The organism is Pseudomonas sp. 51_B, assembly GCF_017491595.1.
Classification (GTDB): Bacteria; Pseudomonadota; Gammaproteobacteria; order Pseudomonadales; family Pseudomonadaceae; genus Aquipseudomonas; species Aquipseudomonas promysalinigenes.
This window is the reverse complement of record NZ_JAFGYW010000019.1, coordinates 17,292-32,752: the sequence shown is the minus strand read 5'-3', so window position 1 is coordinate 32,752 and position 15,461 is coordinate 17,292. Positions and strand designations below refer to the sequence as shown.

The following is a 15,461-nucleotide window of genomic DNA, read 5'->3' as shown; positions in this document are numbered from 1 at the left end:
GCAGATGCCCACGAGCTACCGATGAGGCAGCCTTGGCAGCGCAGCACGATGCAGGCCTCCGAATAAGGACAGGTACCGCAGGGGCAATGGCCCGGACGGGCGTCCGGGCCGGCTGCCGTTATTATTTTTGTTTTTCCAGCTGGTGGTACTTGCCTTGGGCATCCCACTGGTAGACCACGTAATCGGAGACGGTCAGGTCGCCCTTTTCATCCCACTTCTTCTGGCCCATGACGGTTTGCACTGGGTTGGCCTTGAGCCACTTGGCAGCGTCTTCGCCTTTGTTCGACTTGGCACCGTTGAACCCAGCGGCCAGCGCCTGCAGCGAGGCGTAAGCGTAGAGGGTGTAGCCTTCAGGCTCGGTACCTGCTTTGCGGAACTCTTCCACCACAGCCTTGCTGTCAGGCAGCAGGCGCGGGTCGGCGCCGAAGGTCATGTACACGCCATCGACGTACTGAGCACCACCGGCGGTGGACACCAATTCGTCGGTGACGATGCCATCATCGGACATGAACTTGACGTCCTTCAGACCCTGCTCGCGCAGTTGACGCACCAGCGGGCCGGCTTCAGGGTGCAGGCCACCGAAGTAGACCACGTCGGCACCGGCAGCGCGGATCTTGGTGACCACGGCGCTGAAGTCTTTCTCGCCACGGGTCAGGCCTTCGTACAGCACCGGCTTGACGCCGCGTTTTTCAAGCTGCGCCTTGGTGGCATCGGCCAGGCCTTGGCCGTAGGTGTCCTTGTCGTGCAGCACGGCAACTTTCTTGCCTTTGAGTACGTCGACGATGTAATCACCGGCGACGATGCCCTGCTGATCGTCACGGCCGCACATGCGGAACATGGCGCCAAGACCGCGCTCGGTGACCTGTGGGTTGGTGGAGCCTGGGGTGATGGCGATCACGCCGGCTTCGTCATAGACCTCAGAAGCGGGGATGGTGTTCGAGGAACAGAAGTGCCCTACTACGCCGATCACCTTGTCCTGGTCGACCAAGCGGTTGGCCACGGCTACGGCCTGCTTGGGCTCGCAGGCGTCATCGCCTTTGACCAGCACGATCTTCTCGCCATTCACGCCACCAGCGGCATTGATCTTGTCGGCCGCTGCCTGCGCGCCTTTCATGTACTGCTCGCCAAACGCTGCGTTAGCCCCGGTCATGGGGCCCGCGACGCCGATCTTGACGTCGGCCTGAACATACGAAGAAACACCCAGTGCCGTAGCGACGGCCAGAGCCAGGAAACCTTTCTTGTAAAACGTCTGCGACATGAGGCGGTGCTCCTAGAGTTTTTTTGGTTGGCACTACAACTTCTCAGCCCGTTGCTCCGAGCAAGCGCCGTGCCATCGGTTTTGTATTCCGGGAAATCACAGGGTCAAGGTCGCCTGCGAGCGACCGATGGGCGTCTCTTTATTGAGCGTGCAACCGTCTGCGACGCCAAAGGCGCCACCACACGTAAAGACAAGGCGCAACCAAACAGTGCCATCATTGCAACCATGCCAAGTGTTAACGTGCAACCATGCTGTAACAGTAGACGTCACCGAAGTGCACACCGCTGGTGCGCAAGTGCTACAGCCAGCACCGTTTCAAGGCTCGCCTGTGCACGAAAACCTCGCCTGGTTTGGCAGTAAAGGCACTTATGGCGACTTGGGCCTCATCCATAAAGGCCGGCGCAGACACTACGGCGGGCAAAAGACTGGCACAATGTGCAGCATTCGCCGCTTCTGGAGTCACATTGATGAGCGAGAGCGCATTCGCCGAGCGCATCGTGCACAACCTGCTCGACACTGATTTCTACAAGCTCACCATGATGCAGGGCGTGCTACACAACTACCCGGATGCTGATGTGGAGTGGGAGTTTCGCTGCCGCAACGGTGAGGATCTACGCCCCTACCTGGCTGACATCCGCCACCAGCTCGAACTGCTAAGCGACCTGACGCTCGATGATGGCCAACTGGGTTTTCTCGAACGCATCAGCTTCCTCAAGCCAGACTTCCTACGCTTTCTGCGCCTGTTCCGGTTCAACCTGCGCTATGTGCACGTTGGTATCGAGAACGATCAATTGGCCCTGCGGCTCAAAGGCCCATGGCTGCACGTGATTCTTTTCGAAGTACCGCTACTGGCCATCATCAGCGAAGTGCGCAACCGCCACCTGCACCCGCGCATGCGCCTGGCCGAAGCCCGGGACCAGCTCTATCGCAAGTTCGACTGGCTGCGCGCCAATGCCAATGACGACGAGCTGGCAAGCCTGCAAGTGGCTGATTTCGGCACGCGCCGGCGCTTTTCCAGCCGTGTTCAAGAAGAGGTGGTGCGGGTATTGCGCGATGAATTCCCTGGCCGCTTCGTGGGCACCAGCAATGTGGACCTGGCATGGAAGCTGGATATCAAACCGCTGGGCACCATGGCCCATGAATGGATAATGGCCCACCAACAGCTCGGCCCGCGCCTGATCGATAGCCAGATTGCCGCGTTGGATTGCTGGGTCCGCGAGTACCGTGGGCTGCTTGGTATCGCACTGACCGATTGCATCACCATGGATGCCTTTCTCAACGACTTCGACTTGTACTTCGCCAAGCTGTTCGACGGCCTGCGCCATGACTCTGGTGAGCCGCTGGCCTGGGCGGAAAAAGCCATCGTCCACTACCAGAAGCTGGGTATAGACCCAATGACCAAAACCCTGGTGTTCTCTGATGGCCTCAACCTCACCCGCTCGCTGGAAATTTTCCGTGCGCTGCGCGGGCGCATCAATGTCAGTTTCGGCATAGGCACCAACCTGACCTGTGACATCCCAGGGGTGGCGCCGATGAACATCGTGCTTAAAATGACCGACTGCAACGGCTCGCCGGTTGCCAAAATCTCCGACGAAGCCGCCAAGACCCAGTGCCGCGACGAGAACTTCGTCGCTTACATGCGTCATGTTTTCAACGTCCACAGCAAGGAGTAACCCATGCAAGCGGTTCAGCAAGAAATTGCCCAGGCGCTGAAAGTGCAGCCGCCGTTCGCCGATGCCGCTGCGCTCGAGGCCGAAGTCGCCCGCCGCGTGGCGTTCATCAAGGACTGCCTGGCCAATGCCCGGCTCAAGACCTTGGTGCTGGGCATTAGTGGGGGGGTCGACTCATTGACCGCAGCCCTGCTCGCCCAACGCGCGATCAACGAACTGCGCGCAGAAACCGGGGACAAGGCCTACACCTTCATCGCAGTGCGCCTGCCCTACCACGTGCAGCATGACGAGCATGACGCCCAAGCCTGCCTGGAGCTGATCAAGGCCGATGAGGTGCACACCGTCGACATCGCACCTGCAGTCAAAGCCCTCGCCGCAGAAGTGGTGGAGCTGAAGAATGGCTCACCGAGCCTGGTGGACTTCGTGGTCGGCAACGTGAAGGCGCGCACGCGCATGGTGGCCCAGTACACCATCGCTGGCGCCCGCGCAGGCCTGGTGATCGGTACCGACCATGCCGCCGAGGCGGTGATGGGCTTCTTTACCAAATTCGGTGATGGCGCCTGTGACCTCGCGCCGTTGAGCGGCTTGGTGAAAAACCAGGTGCGAGCGATCGCGCGCAGCTTTGGTGCGCCAGAGGCGCTGGTGGAGAAGGTGCCGACGGCCGATCTCGAAGACCTCGAACCCGGTAAACCCGACGAGGCTTCCCATGGCGTGACCTACCAGCAGATCGATGACTTCCTGCATGGGCTGCCGGTGGATCAGGCCGCGTTCGACATCATCGTCGCCACCTACCGCAAGACCCAGCACAAGCGCGAACTGCCGTTCGCCCCGTGAAAAACAACCGGGGCCGCATGGCGGCCCCGGCCTTATCTGCGCGCTTACTTGAGCGTTACAGTGCCTTTCATCATCGAGATGTGGCCAGGGAACGAGCAGAAGAAGCCGTACTTCTGATCAGCTGCAAGCTTGGACACATCGAACGTAAGCTTGTCGGTCTCGCCTGCACCGATGATCTTGGTGTGGGCGATGACTCGCTCATCACCGTCTTTGAGGTAGCTTTTCTCGATCCCGGCGGACAGACCGTCGGTTGCGATTGCCTGCATGTCAGCTTCCTTGCTGATCACCACGTTGTGCCCCATGACGTTCTTCGGCAGGTTGCCGGAGTGGGTCAGGGTGACGGTGAATTCTTTGCAGCTTTTATCGACGACGATGTCCTTGGTGTTGAACGACATCTGGTCGGTCGAGTCAACGGTCACCGAGCACTCGGCGGCGAAGACAGAAGCGCTGGCGAGGGTCAGCAGGGATACCGCTACAGCTTTCGCAAACATCATGAATCTCCTTGGCAGGGTTTTATCAATTGCGATACTGCCTGAACCCTTTCAGCCCTGCATGATGTGGGTCAAGGGCATGTCAAGTGGCCAGCCAGTAGAATTGTTCAATGGATTGTATACAACCAATCTAAGGGCACATCATGCACTTTTAATAGACGATGGGACAACATTTGAATTAGGAGCCATCGCTATGTCCCTCTCAAGTTTCATGAACAGCTTGCTCGCCGCCTACGCCCAGGGCGCCACAGGGGCCAGTTGCGAATTCTCGCGGCCGGAGTAGATCCACAATTGGAGGGATCGGACCATTGGCATTACCCTGTGGCCATCTGACTGGAGAAGCAGGATGTCCTTACGTTCCATTTGTGTTTTCTGTGGTGCCAGCATCGGCACCAACCCCGCCTACCGTGAAGCCGCTGTGGCACTGGGCCAGGCGATTGCCCGGCGAGGCATGACATTGGTCTATGGCGGTGGCGCGGTAGGCTTGATGGGTACAGTGGCTGATGCAGCCATGGCGGCCGGTGGCGAAGTGATCGGGATCATTCCCGAAAGCCTGATGAATGCTGAAATTGGCCACAAAGGCCTGAGCCGATTGGAAGTGGTCGACGGCATGCACGCCCGCAAGGCGCGCATGGCTGAATTGAGCGACGCCTTCATAGCTCTGCCGGGTGGCTTGGGCACACTGGAGGAGCTGTTCGAGGTATGGACCTGGGGGCAATTGGGCTACCACGCCAAGCCGCTGGGGCTGCTCGATGTGAACGGCTTCTATGAAAAGCTCGGCGGGTTCCTCGACCACATCGTCGAAGAAGGCTTCGTGCGGCCTGCGCATCGGGCAATGTTGCTGCTGGCGCAGCAAGCAGATCAACTGCTGGACGCCATGGCGCATTTCGAGTCGCCCGTAGTGCCGAAGTGGGTCGACAAGCAGCCAGATTGATCGCGACGGCGATCCTGGCTACTTGCCCCCTGCTGAAGCGGCTTCAGCCACGAAGAAGCCGTCACCGCAAAACAGGTCCGCCGCTCTCAGGAGGCTCTGTGGAGCACCTGGGAGCTTAGCGTGGTATCACGGGTTGCCGTGGCTTCTTACCCTTGCCGCCACCACTCTTGGCCGCTTCTTTGCGCTCCTTGGCCGCTTGCTGGTTACGGGCAAACGCCTCGGCCTTGGCTTTCTCGCGCTTGTCCCACGGCTTGCTGCCATCGCTACCACGCGGCGGCAGGCCAGTGTGCTGGGTCAGGATCTTCTGGTCCTTGCCCACCTTGTGGCTGCCAGCTGGGGTAGAGTTCTTGCGGCGCGCGCTCTGGTAGCTATCGGTCTGCGGCTGGTGCAGCGGGATCAGCTGGTGCTTGCCCGGGCCGATCAAGTCGGCACGGCCCATGCGCTGCAGCGCCTCACGCAGCATCGGCCAACCCTTGGGGTCGTGATAGCGCAAAAACGCCTTGTGCAGGCGGCGTTGCTCATCGCTCTTGACGATCTCGACGCCTTCGCTCTTGTAAGTGACCTTGCGCAGCGGGTTCTTGCCCGAGTGGTACATGGCCGTGGCAGACGCCATCGGCGACGGATAGAACGCCTGCACCTGATCGGCGCGGAAGCCATTGCCCTTGAGCCACAGGGCCAGGTTCATCATGTCTTCATCGGTGGTGCCTGGGTGCGCTGCGATGAAGTACGGGATCAGGTACTGCTCCTTGCCCGCCTCTTTGGAGAACTTCTCGAACATACGCTTGAAGCGGTCATAGGTGCCGATGCCCGGCTTCATCATCTTGTCCAACGGACCACGCTCGGTGTGCTCCGGGGCAATCTTCAGGTAACCGCCAACATGGTGGGTGACCAGTTCCTTGACGTACTCCGGCGACTCAACCGCCAGGTCGTAACGCAGGCCCGAAGCGATCAGGATCTTCTTCACCCCCGGCAAGGCACGGGCCTTGCGGTACAGCTCGATCAGCGAGCTGTGGTCGGTGTTGAGGTTTTCACAGATGCCCGGGAACACGCACGATGGCTTACGGCAGTGCTTCTCGATGTCGTGGCTCTTGCAGGCGATGCGGTACATGTTGGCGGTTGGCCCGCCAAGGTCGGAGACCACGCCGGTGAAGCCCGGCACCTTGTCGCGCATCTCCTCGATCTCGTTGAGGATCGACTCGTGGGAGCGGTTCTGGATGATGCGGCCTTCATGCTCGGTAATCGAACAGAAGGTGCAGCCACCGAAGCAGCCGCGCATGATGTTGACCGAGAAGCGGATCATCTCGTAAGCCGGGATGCGCTGCTTGCCGTAGGCCGGGTGTGGCACTCGCGCGTAAGGCATGCCGAACACGTAGTCCATCTCTTCGGTGCTCATCGGAATGGGTGGCGGGTTGAACCACACATCCACTTCGCCGTGCTTCTGCACCAGAGCGCGGGCATTACCCGGGTTGGTCTCCAGGTGCAGCACGCGGTTGGCGTGGGCGTAGAGTACCGGGTCATTACGCACCTTCTCGAACGACGGCAGGCGAATTACCGACTTCTCTCGGGTCACGCTGGGGCTGTCGAGAATTTGTACGACCTTGGCTTCGTTCGGGTCGTCCTGCTCGCCCTTGGCCTGCTCGATGGCACAGGCTTGGGTGTCCTGGGTGTTCACGTAGGGGTTGATGATCTTGTCAACGCGCCCTGGGCGATCGATACGGGTCGAGTCGATCTCGAACCAGCCTTGCGGTGTATCGCGGCGCACGAATGCGGTGCCGCGCACGTCGGTGATGGTTTCGATCTTCTCGCCATTGGACAGGCGCTGGGCCACTTCGACGACCGCGCGCTCAGCGTTGCCGAACAGCAGGATGTCGGCGCTGGCGTCGATCAGAATCGAGTGGCGAACCTTGTCCTGCCAATAGTCATAGTGGGCAATGCGGCGCAGCGAAGCCTCGATGCCTCCGAGCACGATCGGCACATGCTTGTAGGCTTCCTTGCAGCGTTGGCTATACACAAGGCTAGCCCGATCCGGGCGGCTACCGGCAAGGCCACCGGGGGTGTAGGCGTCGTCGGAACGAACCTTTTTGTCCGCGGTGTAGCGGTTGATCATCGAATCCATGTTGCCGGCGGCCACCCCGAAGAACAGGTTCGGCTCGCCTAGCTTCATGAAGTCGTCTTTGGACTGCCAATTGGGCTGGGCGATGATGCCCACGCGAAAGCCCTGGGCCTCCAGCAAGCGGCCAATGATGGCCATGCCGAACGACGGGTGGTCGACGTAGGCATCACCGGTCACGATGATGATGTCGCAGGAATCCCAGCCGAGCAGATCCATCTCCTCCCTGCTCATTGGCAGGAAAGGTGCTGGCCCGAAGCATTCGGCCCAGTACTTGGGATAGTCGTAGAGTGGTTTGGCTGCTTGCATGTCAGTGACCGGTTCTGGTGTGCAGGGAAATCGCGGGCGCGGAATATAGCACAAATTTTGACCAAATCCGACGGTGGTTGTCGGATTCATGGGTTCAGCCCAGTGGCTTATTCGTCGTCGTCGAAGTTGTACATGCCCGGCGCAAGGTTCTCGAAGCGGGTGTACTTGCCGATGAACGCCAGGCGCACGAATCCGATGGGGCCGTTACGCTGCTTGCCGATGATGATTTCCGCCACGCCCTTGTGTTCGGTTTCGGGGTGGTACACCTCGTCGCGGTACACGAACATGATCACGTCGGCGTCCTGCTCGATCGCACCGGACTCACGCAAGTCGGAGTTCACCGGGCGCTTGTTCGGCCGCTGTTCCAGGGAGCGGTTGAGCTGCGAGAGCGCAATCACCGGGCAGTTGAATTCCTTGGCCAAGGCTTTCAGGGAGCGGGAAATTTCGGAAATTTCGTTGGTCCGGTTGTCACCGGCCGACCCTGGGATCTGCATCAGCTGCAGGTAGTCGACCATGATCATGGCGATCTCGCCATGCTCTCGGGCCAGACGCCGGGTGCGCGCGCGCATCTCGGACGGGCTGATGCCCGCAGTATCGTCGATGAACAGCTTGCGGTCGTTGAGCAGGTTGACGGCCGAGGTCAAGCGCGGCCAGTCGTCGTCGTCCAGCTGACCGGAACGCACCTTGGTCTGGTCGATGCGGCCGAGCGACGAGAGCATACGCATGATCAGCGATTCGCCTGGCATCTCTAGGGAGAACACCAGCACCGCTTTGTCGGTGCGCAGAACGGCGTTCTCCACCAGGTTCATGGCAAAGGTGGTCTTACCCATCGATGGGCGGCCCGCGACAATGATCAGGTCGGCTGCCTGCAGTCCGCTGGTCTTTTCGTCCAGATCGGTGAAGCCGGTGGATACGCCGGTGATGTCGCTGTCGGAGTTGAACAGCGTGTCGATACGGTCGATGGCCATGGTCAACAGTTCGTTGACCCCCACCGGGCCGCCGGTCTTCGGCCGCGCCTCGGCGATCTGGAAGATCTGCCGTTCAGCATCGTCGAGGATTTCTTCGGCGTTGCGCCCTTGCGGGTTGAAGGCGTTGTCGGCGATATCGGTACTGATGCTGATCAGTTGGCGCAGCGTCGCACGCTCGCGAATGATCGCGGCGTAGGCCTTGATGTTGGCTACCGAGGGCGTGTTCTTGGCGAGCTCTGCCAAGTACGCAAGGCCACCGACCTGGGATGAAAGGCCTTCCTTGTCCAGTTGCTCGTGCAGGGTGACGACGTCGAACGGTTGGTTGGCGTCGGCCAGTTTGTGCACGGCACGGAAGATCAAGCGGTGGTCATGCCGGTAGAAGTCGCCATCCGACACTTGGTCCAGCACCCGCTCCCAGGCGTTGTTGTCCAGCATCAGGCCACCGAGCACGGCCTGTTCGGCCTCGATGGAATGCGGCGGCACCTTCAGGGCTGCGGTTTGCAGGTCGAGCTGTTCGGAGTTGGTGATCTCGTTCATGGCCACGAAAGAATTCTGGAGGATGAAAAAGACAAAGGGCACGGCCTGAATGAACAGGACCGTGCCCGATGTTAACCGGCTATCCCGTTAGGGACCACCGGTCAGCGCAGCTTAGGCAGCTACGACGACCACACGTACGGTGGCTTCAACGTCGCTGTGCAGGTGCACGGCTACGTCGTATTCGCCAACTTGACGGATGGTGCCGTTCGGCAGACGAACTTCAGCTTTGGCCACTTCAACGCCGGAGGCGGTCAGGGCGTCAGCGATATCGTGGGTGCCGATCGAACCGAACAGCTTGCCTTCGTCGCCAGCGGTGGCAGTGATGGTCACTTCCAGCTCGGCCAGTTGGGCAGCACGGCTTTCAGCCGAAGATTTACGGTCAGCAGCTGCTTTTTCCAGCTCGGCGCGACGCTCTTCGAACGCAGCCAGGTTGGCGGCGTTGGCAACGGTGGCCTTGCCGAATGGCAGCAGGAAGTTACGGCCGTAACCAGCCTTAACTTTTACTTTGTCGCCCAGGTTGCCCAGGTTAGCGACTTTTTCCAGCAGGATCAGTTCCATTTGGTAAAACCTCTTAACTTTTAACCTTCACCGTTCGCGGAGTCTTTCCCCGGAGGGGACTTGCGACCGCGAAAATCAATCAGGCTGTCGACAATGGCCAGGACCATCAGCAACGGGTAGATCAGCTGCATGATCAGCGGCAACGTCACGTACATGCCCACCAGCCAGAAACCGGCCAGTCGCCCCTGTGCCACCAGCCCATGCATCAAAGCGATGCCGGCCAGCACCAGAACCAGGCTGGATGCCGATGCCAGGATGATGAATTGCGACCCGATGAACGGAGCCACCACCATCACTGCCACCAATACCGCCATGGTCTGCTTTGGCAACTTCAACGCGCGAAACTCGCGGCCGAAGCCTCCAGGGTTGTACAACGCCGCCTGCCAATAACGCGCCAGCACCAGGGCCAACACGCTGAACAATTGCACCGTCACTGCTGTGGAGGCGACCAGCACAGGGCGGATCAGCTCACCGGAGAGCACCGGCTGCCCTTCGATTTTCGGCATGGCTTCGGCAAATGCCTTGGCCAGCACATCGAAGGTTTGCGCCAGCGCCATGTCGAGCACGAGGCTGAAAACCACGGCGAACACGGCACTGGCAAGCAGCACACGGCTCCAGGGATGCTCGGCGCGCAGCAGCGCGGCCAGGCCCAGGGCACCGGCGATCACCAAAAAGGTGATCGGATCGCCCATGAACCACACGGCCAGCCCGGCCAGCAGGCCGCCAGCGACGACCGTTGAAGCATCCTTGAAGCCACGCCGCAGCAGCACAAGGCTGCCAGCAGCGGCACTCAACCAGAACAGCAGCGGCAGTACCGCGCTGATGACCACCACCAGGGTGGCCTGCACACGACCGCGCATGATGAAACTTGCTAACGCTCGCATGCTAATCCCTTACTGCTTGTCGACGACCCGGTCTCAGCGGCCGTGGCTGTCGGTGTAGGGCAGCAGGGCCAGGAAGCGGGCGCGCTTGATAGCGGTAGCCAGCTGACGCTGATAACGAGCTTTGGTACCGGTGATACGGCTTGGAACGATCTTGCCGGTTTCGGATACGTAAGCTTTCAGGGTGTTGAGATCTTTGAAGTCGATCTCTTTCACGTCTTCAGCAGTGAAGCGGCAGAATTTACGACGACGGAAGAAACGTGCCATTTAATAGGCTCCTCTAAAGGTCCGTGGATTACTCGTCAGCGTTATCGCTGGAGTCGCTGTCATTGCTGTCGTCGCCATCGGCGGATTCAGCATGCTCAGGACGCTCACGACGCTCACGGCGCTCGCTGCGGTTTTCTTCAGCCTTCAGCATCTCGGATTGGCCGGTTACGGCTTCGTCGCGACGGATGACGAGGTTACGGATAACGGCATCGTTGTAGCGGAAGTTGTCTTCCAGCTCGGCCAGGGCCTTGCCGGTGCACTCAACGTTCAGCATCACGTAGTGAGCCTTGTGAACATTGTTGATTGCGTAGGCCAGTTGACGACGGCCCCAGTCTTCCAGGCGGTGGATTTTGCCGCCATCTTCTTCGATCAGCTTGGTGTAACGCTCAACCATGCCGCCGACTTGCTCGCTCTGGTCCGGGTGAACCAGGAAGATGATTTCGTAATGACGCATGAATGCTCCTTACGGGTTAGTAGTCTGCCAGCGAATCTGGTCAGACAAGGAGTGAATGACACTGTATGTCTTGCACGGAGGGAAGGCACATGGGCGCCTGCCAGCTCGGCAAGGGGCGCAATTGTAGAGAAGGCTTGGCGCACAAGCAAGGTGATTGGTGATTATTTGAACAGCCTGATACATATTCACAGGCTGATGGCCCGTTCGCGGATTAACCCGCTCCTACTGCAGCCGCGCAAGGCATGAGCCTACGCGATAGCGATCGGAGCGGATTGACCCGCAAGGGCAGAAGCAGGCTGGATATCAGCGCTTGGCCTGACGCTGGCGCACGGCTTCGAACAGGCAGACGCCTGTGGCCACCGACACGTTCAAACTGCTGACGCTACCGCTCATGGGCAGTTTCACGAGGAAATCGCAATGCTCCCGGGTCAAGCGGCGCATGCCCTTGCCTTCTGCACCCATGATCATCACCAGCGGGCCGGTGAGGTCCTGCTGATAAATCTCCTGCTCGGCCTCGCCGGCAGTCCCGACCACCCAAAGGCCACGCTGCTGCAGCTTCTCCAGTGTGCGCGCCAGGTTGGTCACCGCCACCAGCGGAATCACCTCGGCTGCACCGCAAGCGACCTTGCGCACCACCGGTGTCAGGGTGGCCGACTTGTCCTTGGGCACAATCACTGCAGTTGCACCGGCAGCGTCGGCGGTGCGCAGGCAGGCGCCAAGGTTGTGCGGGTCGGTCACGCCATCGAGCACCAAAATCAGCGGCGGGGTTTCAGTACGCTCAAGCAACTCCTCGAGCATCAATTCGCCCCACACCTGGCTCGGGCTGACCTCGGCAACGACGCCTTGGTGCACACCCTCGACCCAGGCATCCATCTCACGGCGCTCGGCCTGGCCGACCGGCACCCGGTTTTCTGCGGCCAGTGCCAACAGCGCCTGCATGCGCGGCTCGCTGCGCCCCTCAGACAGCCAGATCTGCTTGACCCGCTTGGGATGATGCTGCAGCAATGCCTGCACGGCGTGTACGCCGTAGATTTTTTCCAGCTGACTCATGACTTGTTCTTGCTCTTGCGTGGCGCGCCGGACTTCGACGGGCCTTTACGGTGCTTGGTCGGCTTGCCGGACGTTTTGGCACCCTTGTCAGACTTGCTGCTGGCGTGGCCGCCACTGCGCGCCTCGCTCATCAGTGCCTTTTTCATCTCGCGGCTCTTGCGCACTTCGGCATTACGCTGCACGGCGTCTTTGGGGAAGTACGCTTCGGCCGCTTCGCTTTTGCGGCTGCGCGGCTTGGGTGTAGCCCTGGCTTCGACTGGCGCTTGAGGCGCGGCTTCGCCCGCTTCGCTCTGCGGCGTAGCGCTACCACGGCCTTTGCGGCCGACAGGCGCACTGAGCTGCTGCTCAGAGACTTCGAAGTCGATCTTGCGCTCGTCGAGGTCAACGCGCATGACCTTGACCTCGATGGTATCGCCCAAACGGAAACTGCGACCCGTACGCTCGCCGGACAGGCGGTGGTGTACCGGATCGAAGTGGTAATAGTCACCGGGCAGCGCACTGACATGCACCAGGCCTTCGACATAAATGTCAGTCAGTTCGACGAACAGACCAAAGCCGGTGACCGCTGTGATCACACCTGGGAAGGTCTCGCCCACGCGGTCTTTCATGAACTCGCACTTGAGCCAGTTGACCACATCGCGGGTAGCTTCATCAGCGCGGCGCTCGGTCATCGAGCACTGCTCGCCAAGCTGGTCCAGAGCATTCACATCGTACGGGTAGATACGCGCCTTGGGGATGCTCATGGCACCGGCACGCTTGACGTGCGGGGTATCGACCTTGGAGCGGATGACGCTTCGGATTGCACGGTGCACGAGCAAGTCCGGGTAACGGCGGATCGGCGAGGTGAAGTGCGTGTACGCCTCGTAGTTCAAGCCGAAGTGGCCGTTGTTGTCGGTGCTGTACACCGCCTGGCTCAACGAGCGCAGCATCACGGTCTGGATCAGATGGAAGTCCGGGCGCCCGGCAATGCTCGCCAGCAGTGCCTGATAGTCCTTCGGCGATGGGTCCTTGCCCTTGTGCAGGGTCAGCCCAAGTTCGCCGAGGAAAGCGCGCAGCTTTTCCAAACGCTCCGGTGGCGGGCCGTCATGCACCCGATAGAGAGCCGGGACTTCGTGCTTTTGCAAGAACGCTGCAGTGGCAACGTTCGCCGCCAGCATGCACTCTTCGATCAGTTTGTGCGCCTCGTTGCGCACCGTCGGGCGGATTTCCGCGATCTTACGATCTTCCCCGAAGATGATACGGGTTTCCTGGGTTTCGAAGTCGATGGCACCACGGGCATGACGGGCATCCACCAGCACTTTGTACAGGTTGTACAGGTTCTTGAGGTCCGGCAGAACCGCTTTGTACTCTTCTCGCAGCGCCTTGCCCTCGCGGGTACGGGCATGCTCAAGCATGCTGCTGACCTTGTTGTAGGTTAGCCGGGCATGGGAGTGGATGACGCCTTCGTAGAACTGATAATCGACCATCTGGCCGGCTTTATTCATGGTCATTTCGCAGACCATGGCCAACCGATCGACGTGCGGGTTCAGCGAGCAAAGACCGTTGGAAAGCTCCTCAGGCAGCATCGGCACCACACGCTCGGGGAAATAGACCGAGTTGCCGCGTTGCTGGGCTTCGTTATCCAGGGCAGAACCCAGGCGCACGTAGCTGGACACGTCGGCGATTGCCACGTAGAGGCGCCAGCCACCGGAGAACATGCGCAGCTTGCCCAAGGGTTCGCAGTACACGGCATCATCGAAGTCGCGCGCGTCCTCGCCGTCGATGGTGACGAATGGCAGATGGCGCAGGTCGATACGCTTCTCTTTGTCCTTCTCCTGGACTTCGGAGCGGAACTTGCGCGCTTCCTTGACCACATCGTCTGGCCAGACATGGGGAATGTCGTAGCTGCGCAGGGCAACGTCGATTTCCATGCCCGGGGCCATGTAGTTGCCGATCACCTCGACCACATCACCCTGGGGTTGGAAGCGCGGCGTAGGCCAGTGGGTGATCTTGATCTCGACGAACTGGCCAATCTTGGCCCCCCCGTTGCGCCCGGCGGTTACCAGCACTTCCTGCTGGATCTTCGGGTTGTCCGGCGTGACATAGCCGATGCCGCCTTCTTCGAAGTAGCGGCCGACTACGCTTTCATGCCCACGGGAGACGACTTCGACCAGCACGCCTTCGCGACGGCCACGGCGGTCGACGCCAGAAACACGGGCCAGGGCGCGGTCGCCGTCGAACACCAGGCGCATCTGCGCAGGGCTCAGGAACAGGTCTTCACTGCCGTCATCAGGGATCAGGAAACCAAAACCGTCACGGTGGCCGGAGACGCGGCCGCAGATAAGGTCGAGCTTGTCCACCGGGGCATAAGTGCCGCGCCGGGTATAGATAAGCTGGCCGTCGCGCTCCATGGCGCGCAGTCGGCGGCGCAGCGCTTCGATCTGGTCTTCCTCATGAAGACCGAATTCTGCCGCCAGCTCCTCGCGCGCGGCCGGTTCGCCACGGTCGGCAAGGCGCTGCAGGATCAGCTCACGGCTGGGGATAGGGTTGTCGTATTTTTCCGCTTCGCGAGCGGCCTCGGGATCGAGGGATTGCCAATCGGCCATCAGAAGGGGTTCACCTTGGTATATATAGATAGGAATTCTGGCATGTGCGTATTGAAACCGGAAATGTCAGCCTTGGACAGCCCCCGCTGCTGCATATAAAGAGGGGCAAATGGCCTTCGGAATCAACAAGTTGAATTTTTTGAAATTTTTTTTGCTTGGGGGGTTTACAGCCCCCGAGGCCGTCCGTATAGTGCGCACCACAACGACGGACAACCCCGAAGTTGTAGTAGAGATGAGCGGCGCTGTAAAGCATCAGGTAATCTCGAAATGTGTGCCCAGGTGGCGGAATTGGTAGACGCGCTGGTTTCAGGTATCAGTGGCTTAACGGCCGTGGAAGTTCGAGTCTTCTCCTGGGCACCAAGTATTTCAAGTAACAGATGACCAAGGATCTGTTACTACTGTGTGAAGCGAACGATAGTCGCATTCAACAGATGATGTAAAGCTTTGCCCAGGTGGCGGAATTGGTAGACGCGCTGGTTTCAGGTATCAGTGACTTAACGGTCGTGGAAGTTCGAGTCTTCTCCTGGGCACCATACAAAAACCCACTAGCTTGCT

At 60.1% G+C, this 15,461-nt stretch carries 13 protein-coding genes and 2 tRNA genes; 5 read left to right on the top strand and 10 right to left on the bottom strand.

The features are described 5' to 3' along the window. Positions 1-121 precede the first annotated feature (121 nt). The gene (locus J5M56_RS18210; RefSeq protein WP_207937482.1) at positions 122-1,258 is read right to left on the bottom strand and encodes a branched-chain amino acid ABC transporter substrate-binding protein; all 1,137 of its coding nucleotides are present in this window, start codon (positions 1,256-1,258) and stop codon (positions 122-124) included. A 467-nt stretch (positions 1,259-1,725) separates the two neighbouring features. Between J5M56_RS18210 and pncB the strand changes: the two genes are divergently transcribed. Both pncB and nadE read left to right on the top strand, forming a co-directional pair. Continuing rightward, positions 1,726-2,931 (top strand): nicotinate phosphoribosyltransferase, encoded by a 1,206-nt coding sequence (gene pncB / locus J5M56_RS18205; protein ID WP_186476392.1) that lies wholly within the window; start codon positions 1,726-1,728, stop codon positions 2,929-2,931. A gap of 3 nt (positions 2,932-2,934) precedes the next feature. Further along, a complete protein-coding gene (gene nadE / locus J5M56_RS18200; protein ID WP_060477939.1) occupies positions 2,935-3,762 on the top strand; it encodes an ammonia-dependent NAD(+) synthetase in 828 nt (275 codons plus the stop codon). Positions 3,763-3,806: 44 nt separating this feature from the next. Here nadE and azu read toward each other — a convergent pair whose 3' ends face one another. Beyond that, positions 3,807-4,253 carry an azurin gene (gene azu, locus J5M56_RS18195; RefSeq protein ID WP_186476469.1) on the bottom strand — a complete coding sequence of 149 codons (447 nt, stop codon included), beginning with the start codon at positions 4,251-4,253 and terminating at the stop codon, positions 3,807-3,809. 346 nt (positions 4,254-4,599) lie between these two features. Here azu and J5M56_RS18190 point away from each other — a divergent pair, with 346 nt between their 5' ends. Next, positions 4,600-5,187: a TIGR00730 family Rossman fold protein gene (locus J5M56_RS18190; RefSeq protein ID WP_207937481.1), complete on the top strand. Its 588-nt coding sequence runs from the start codon at positions 4,600-4,602 to the stop codon at positions 5,185-5,187. Positions 5,188-5,302: 115 nt separating this feature from the next. Here the strand turns inward: J5M56_RS18190 and J5M56_RS18185 are convergent, their stop codons facing one another. The 8 genes from J5M56_RS18185 to rnr all read right to left on the bottom strand — a co-directional run bounded on the left by J5M56_RS18185 (position 5,303) and on the right by rnr (position 14,906). Next, positions 5,303-7,606 (bottom strand): YgiQ family radical SAM protein, encoded by a 2,304-nt coding sequence (locus J5M56_RS18185; protein ID WP_207937480.1) that lies wholly within the window; start codon positions 7,604-7,606, stop codon positions 5,303-5,305. 107 nt (positions 7,607-7,713) lie between these two features. After that, positions 7,714-9,111, bottom strand: a complete 1,398-nt coding sequence (dnaB, locus tag J5M56_RS18180) for a replicative DNA helicase (RefSeq protein WP_060477967.1) — start codon at positions 9,109-9,111, stop codon at positions 7,714-7,716. A 111-nt stretch (positions 9,112-9,222) separates the two neighbouring features. Then, complete coding sequence (gene rplI, locus J5M56_RS18175; protein ID WP_012316464.1) at positions 9,223-9,669, bottom strand: 50S ribosomal protein L9; 447 nt, start codon at positions 9,667-9,669, stop codon at positions 9,223-9,225. Positions 9,670-9,689: 20 nt separating this feature from the next. After that, on the bottom strand, positions 9,690-10,553 hold the full coding sequence (locus J5M56_RS18170) for a hypothetical protein (protein ID WP_186476389.1): 864 nt from the start codon (positions 10,551-10,553) through the stop codon (positions 9,690-9,692). Between the two features lie 33 nt (positions 10,554-10,586). Then, positions 10,587-10,817 carry a 30S ribosomal protein S18 gene (gene rpsR, locus J5M56_RS18165; protein WP_003249563.1) on the bottom strand — a complete coding sequence of 77 codons (231 nt, stop codon included), beginning with the start codon at positions 10,815-10,817 and terminating at the stop codon, positions 10,587-10,589. Positions 10,818-10,845: 28 nt separating this feature from the next. Next, on the bottom strand, positions 10,846-11,271 hold the full coding sequence (gene rpsF, locus J5M56_RS18160) for a 30S ribosomal protein S6 (RefSeq protein WP_013974420.1): 426 nt from the start codon (positions 11,269-11,271) through the stop codon (positions 10,846-10,848). Positions 11,272-11,574: 303 nt separating this feature from the next. Next, positions 11,575-12,321, bottom strand: coding sequence for a 23S rRNA (guanosine(2251)-2'-O)-methyltransferase RlmB (gene rlmB, locus J5M56_RS18155; RefSeq protein WP_060477944.1), 747 nt, complete (start codon positions 12,319-12,321; stop codon positions 11,575-11,577). Further along, complete coding sequence (gene rnr, locus J5M56_RS18150; protein WP_186476388.1) at positions 12,318-14,906, bottom strand: ribonuclease R; 2,589 nt, start codon at positions 14,904-14,906, stop codon at positions 12,318-12,320. Before rnr ends, rlmB begins: the two co-directional genes overlap by 4 nt. A 273-nt stretch (positions 14,907-15,179) precedes the next feature. Here rnr and J5M56_RS18145 point away from each other — a divergent pair. Then, positions 15,180-15,266 (top strand) — tRNA-Leu (locus J5M56_RS18145). Positions 15,267-15,352: 86 nt separating this feature from the next. Further along, positions 15,353-15,439, top strand: a tRNA-Leu gene (locus J5M56_RS18140). Positions 15,440-15,461 lie beyond the last annotated feature (22 nt).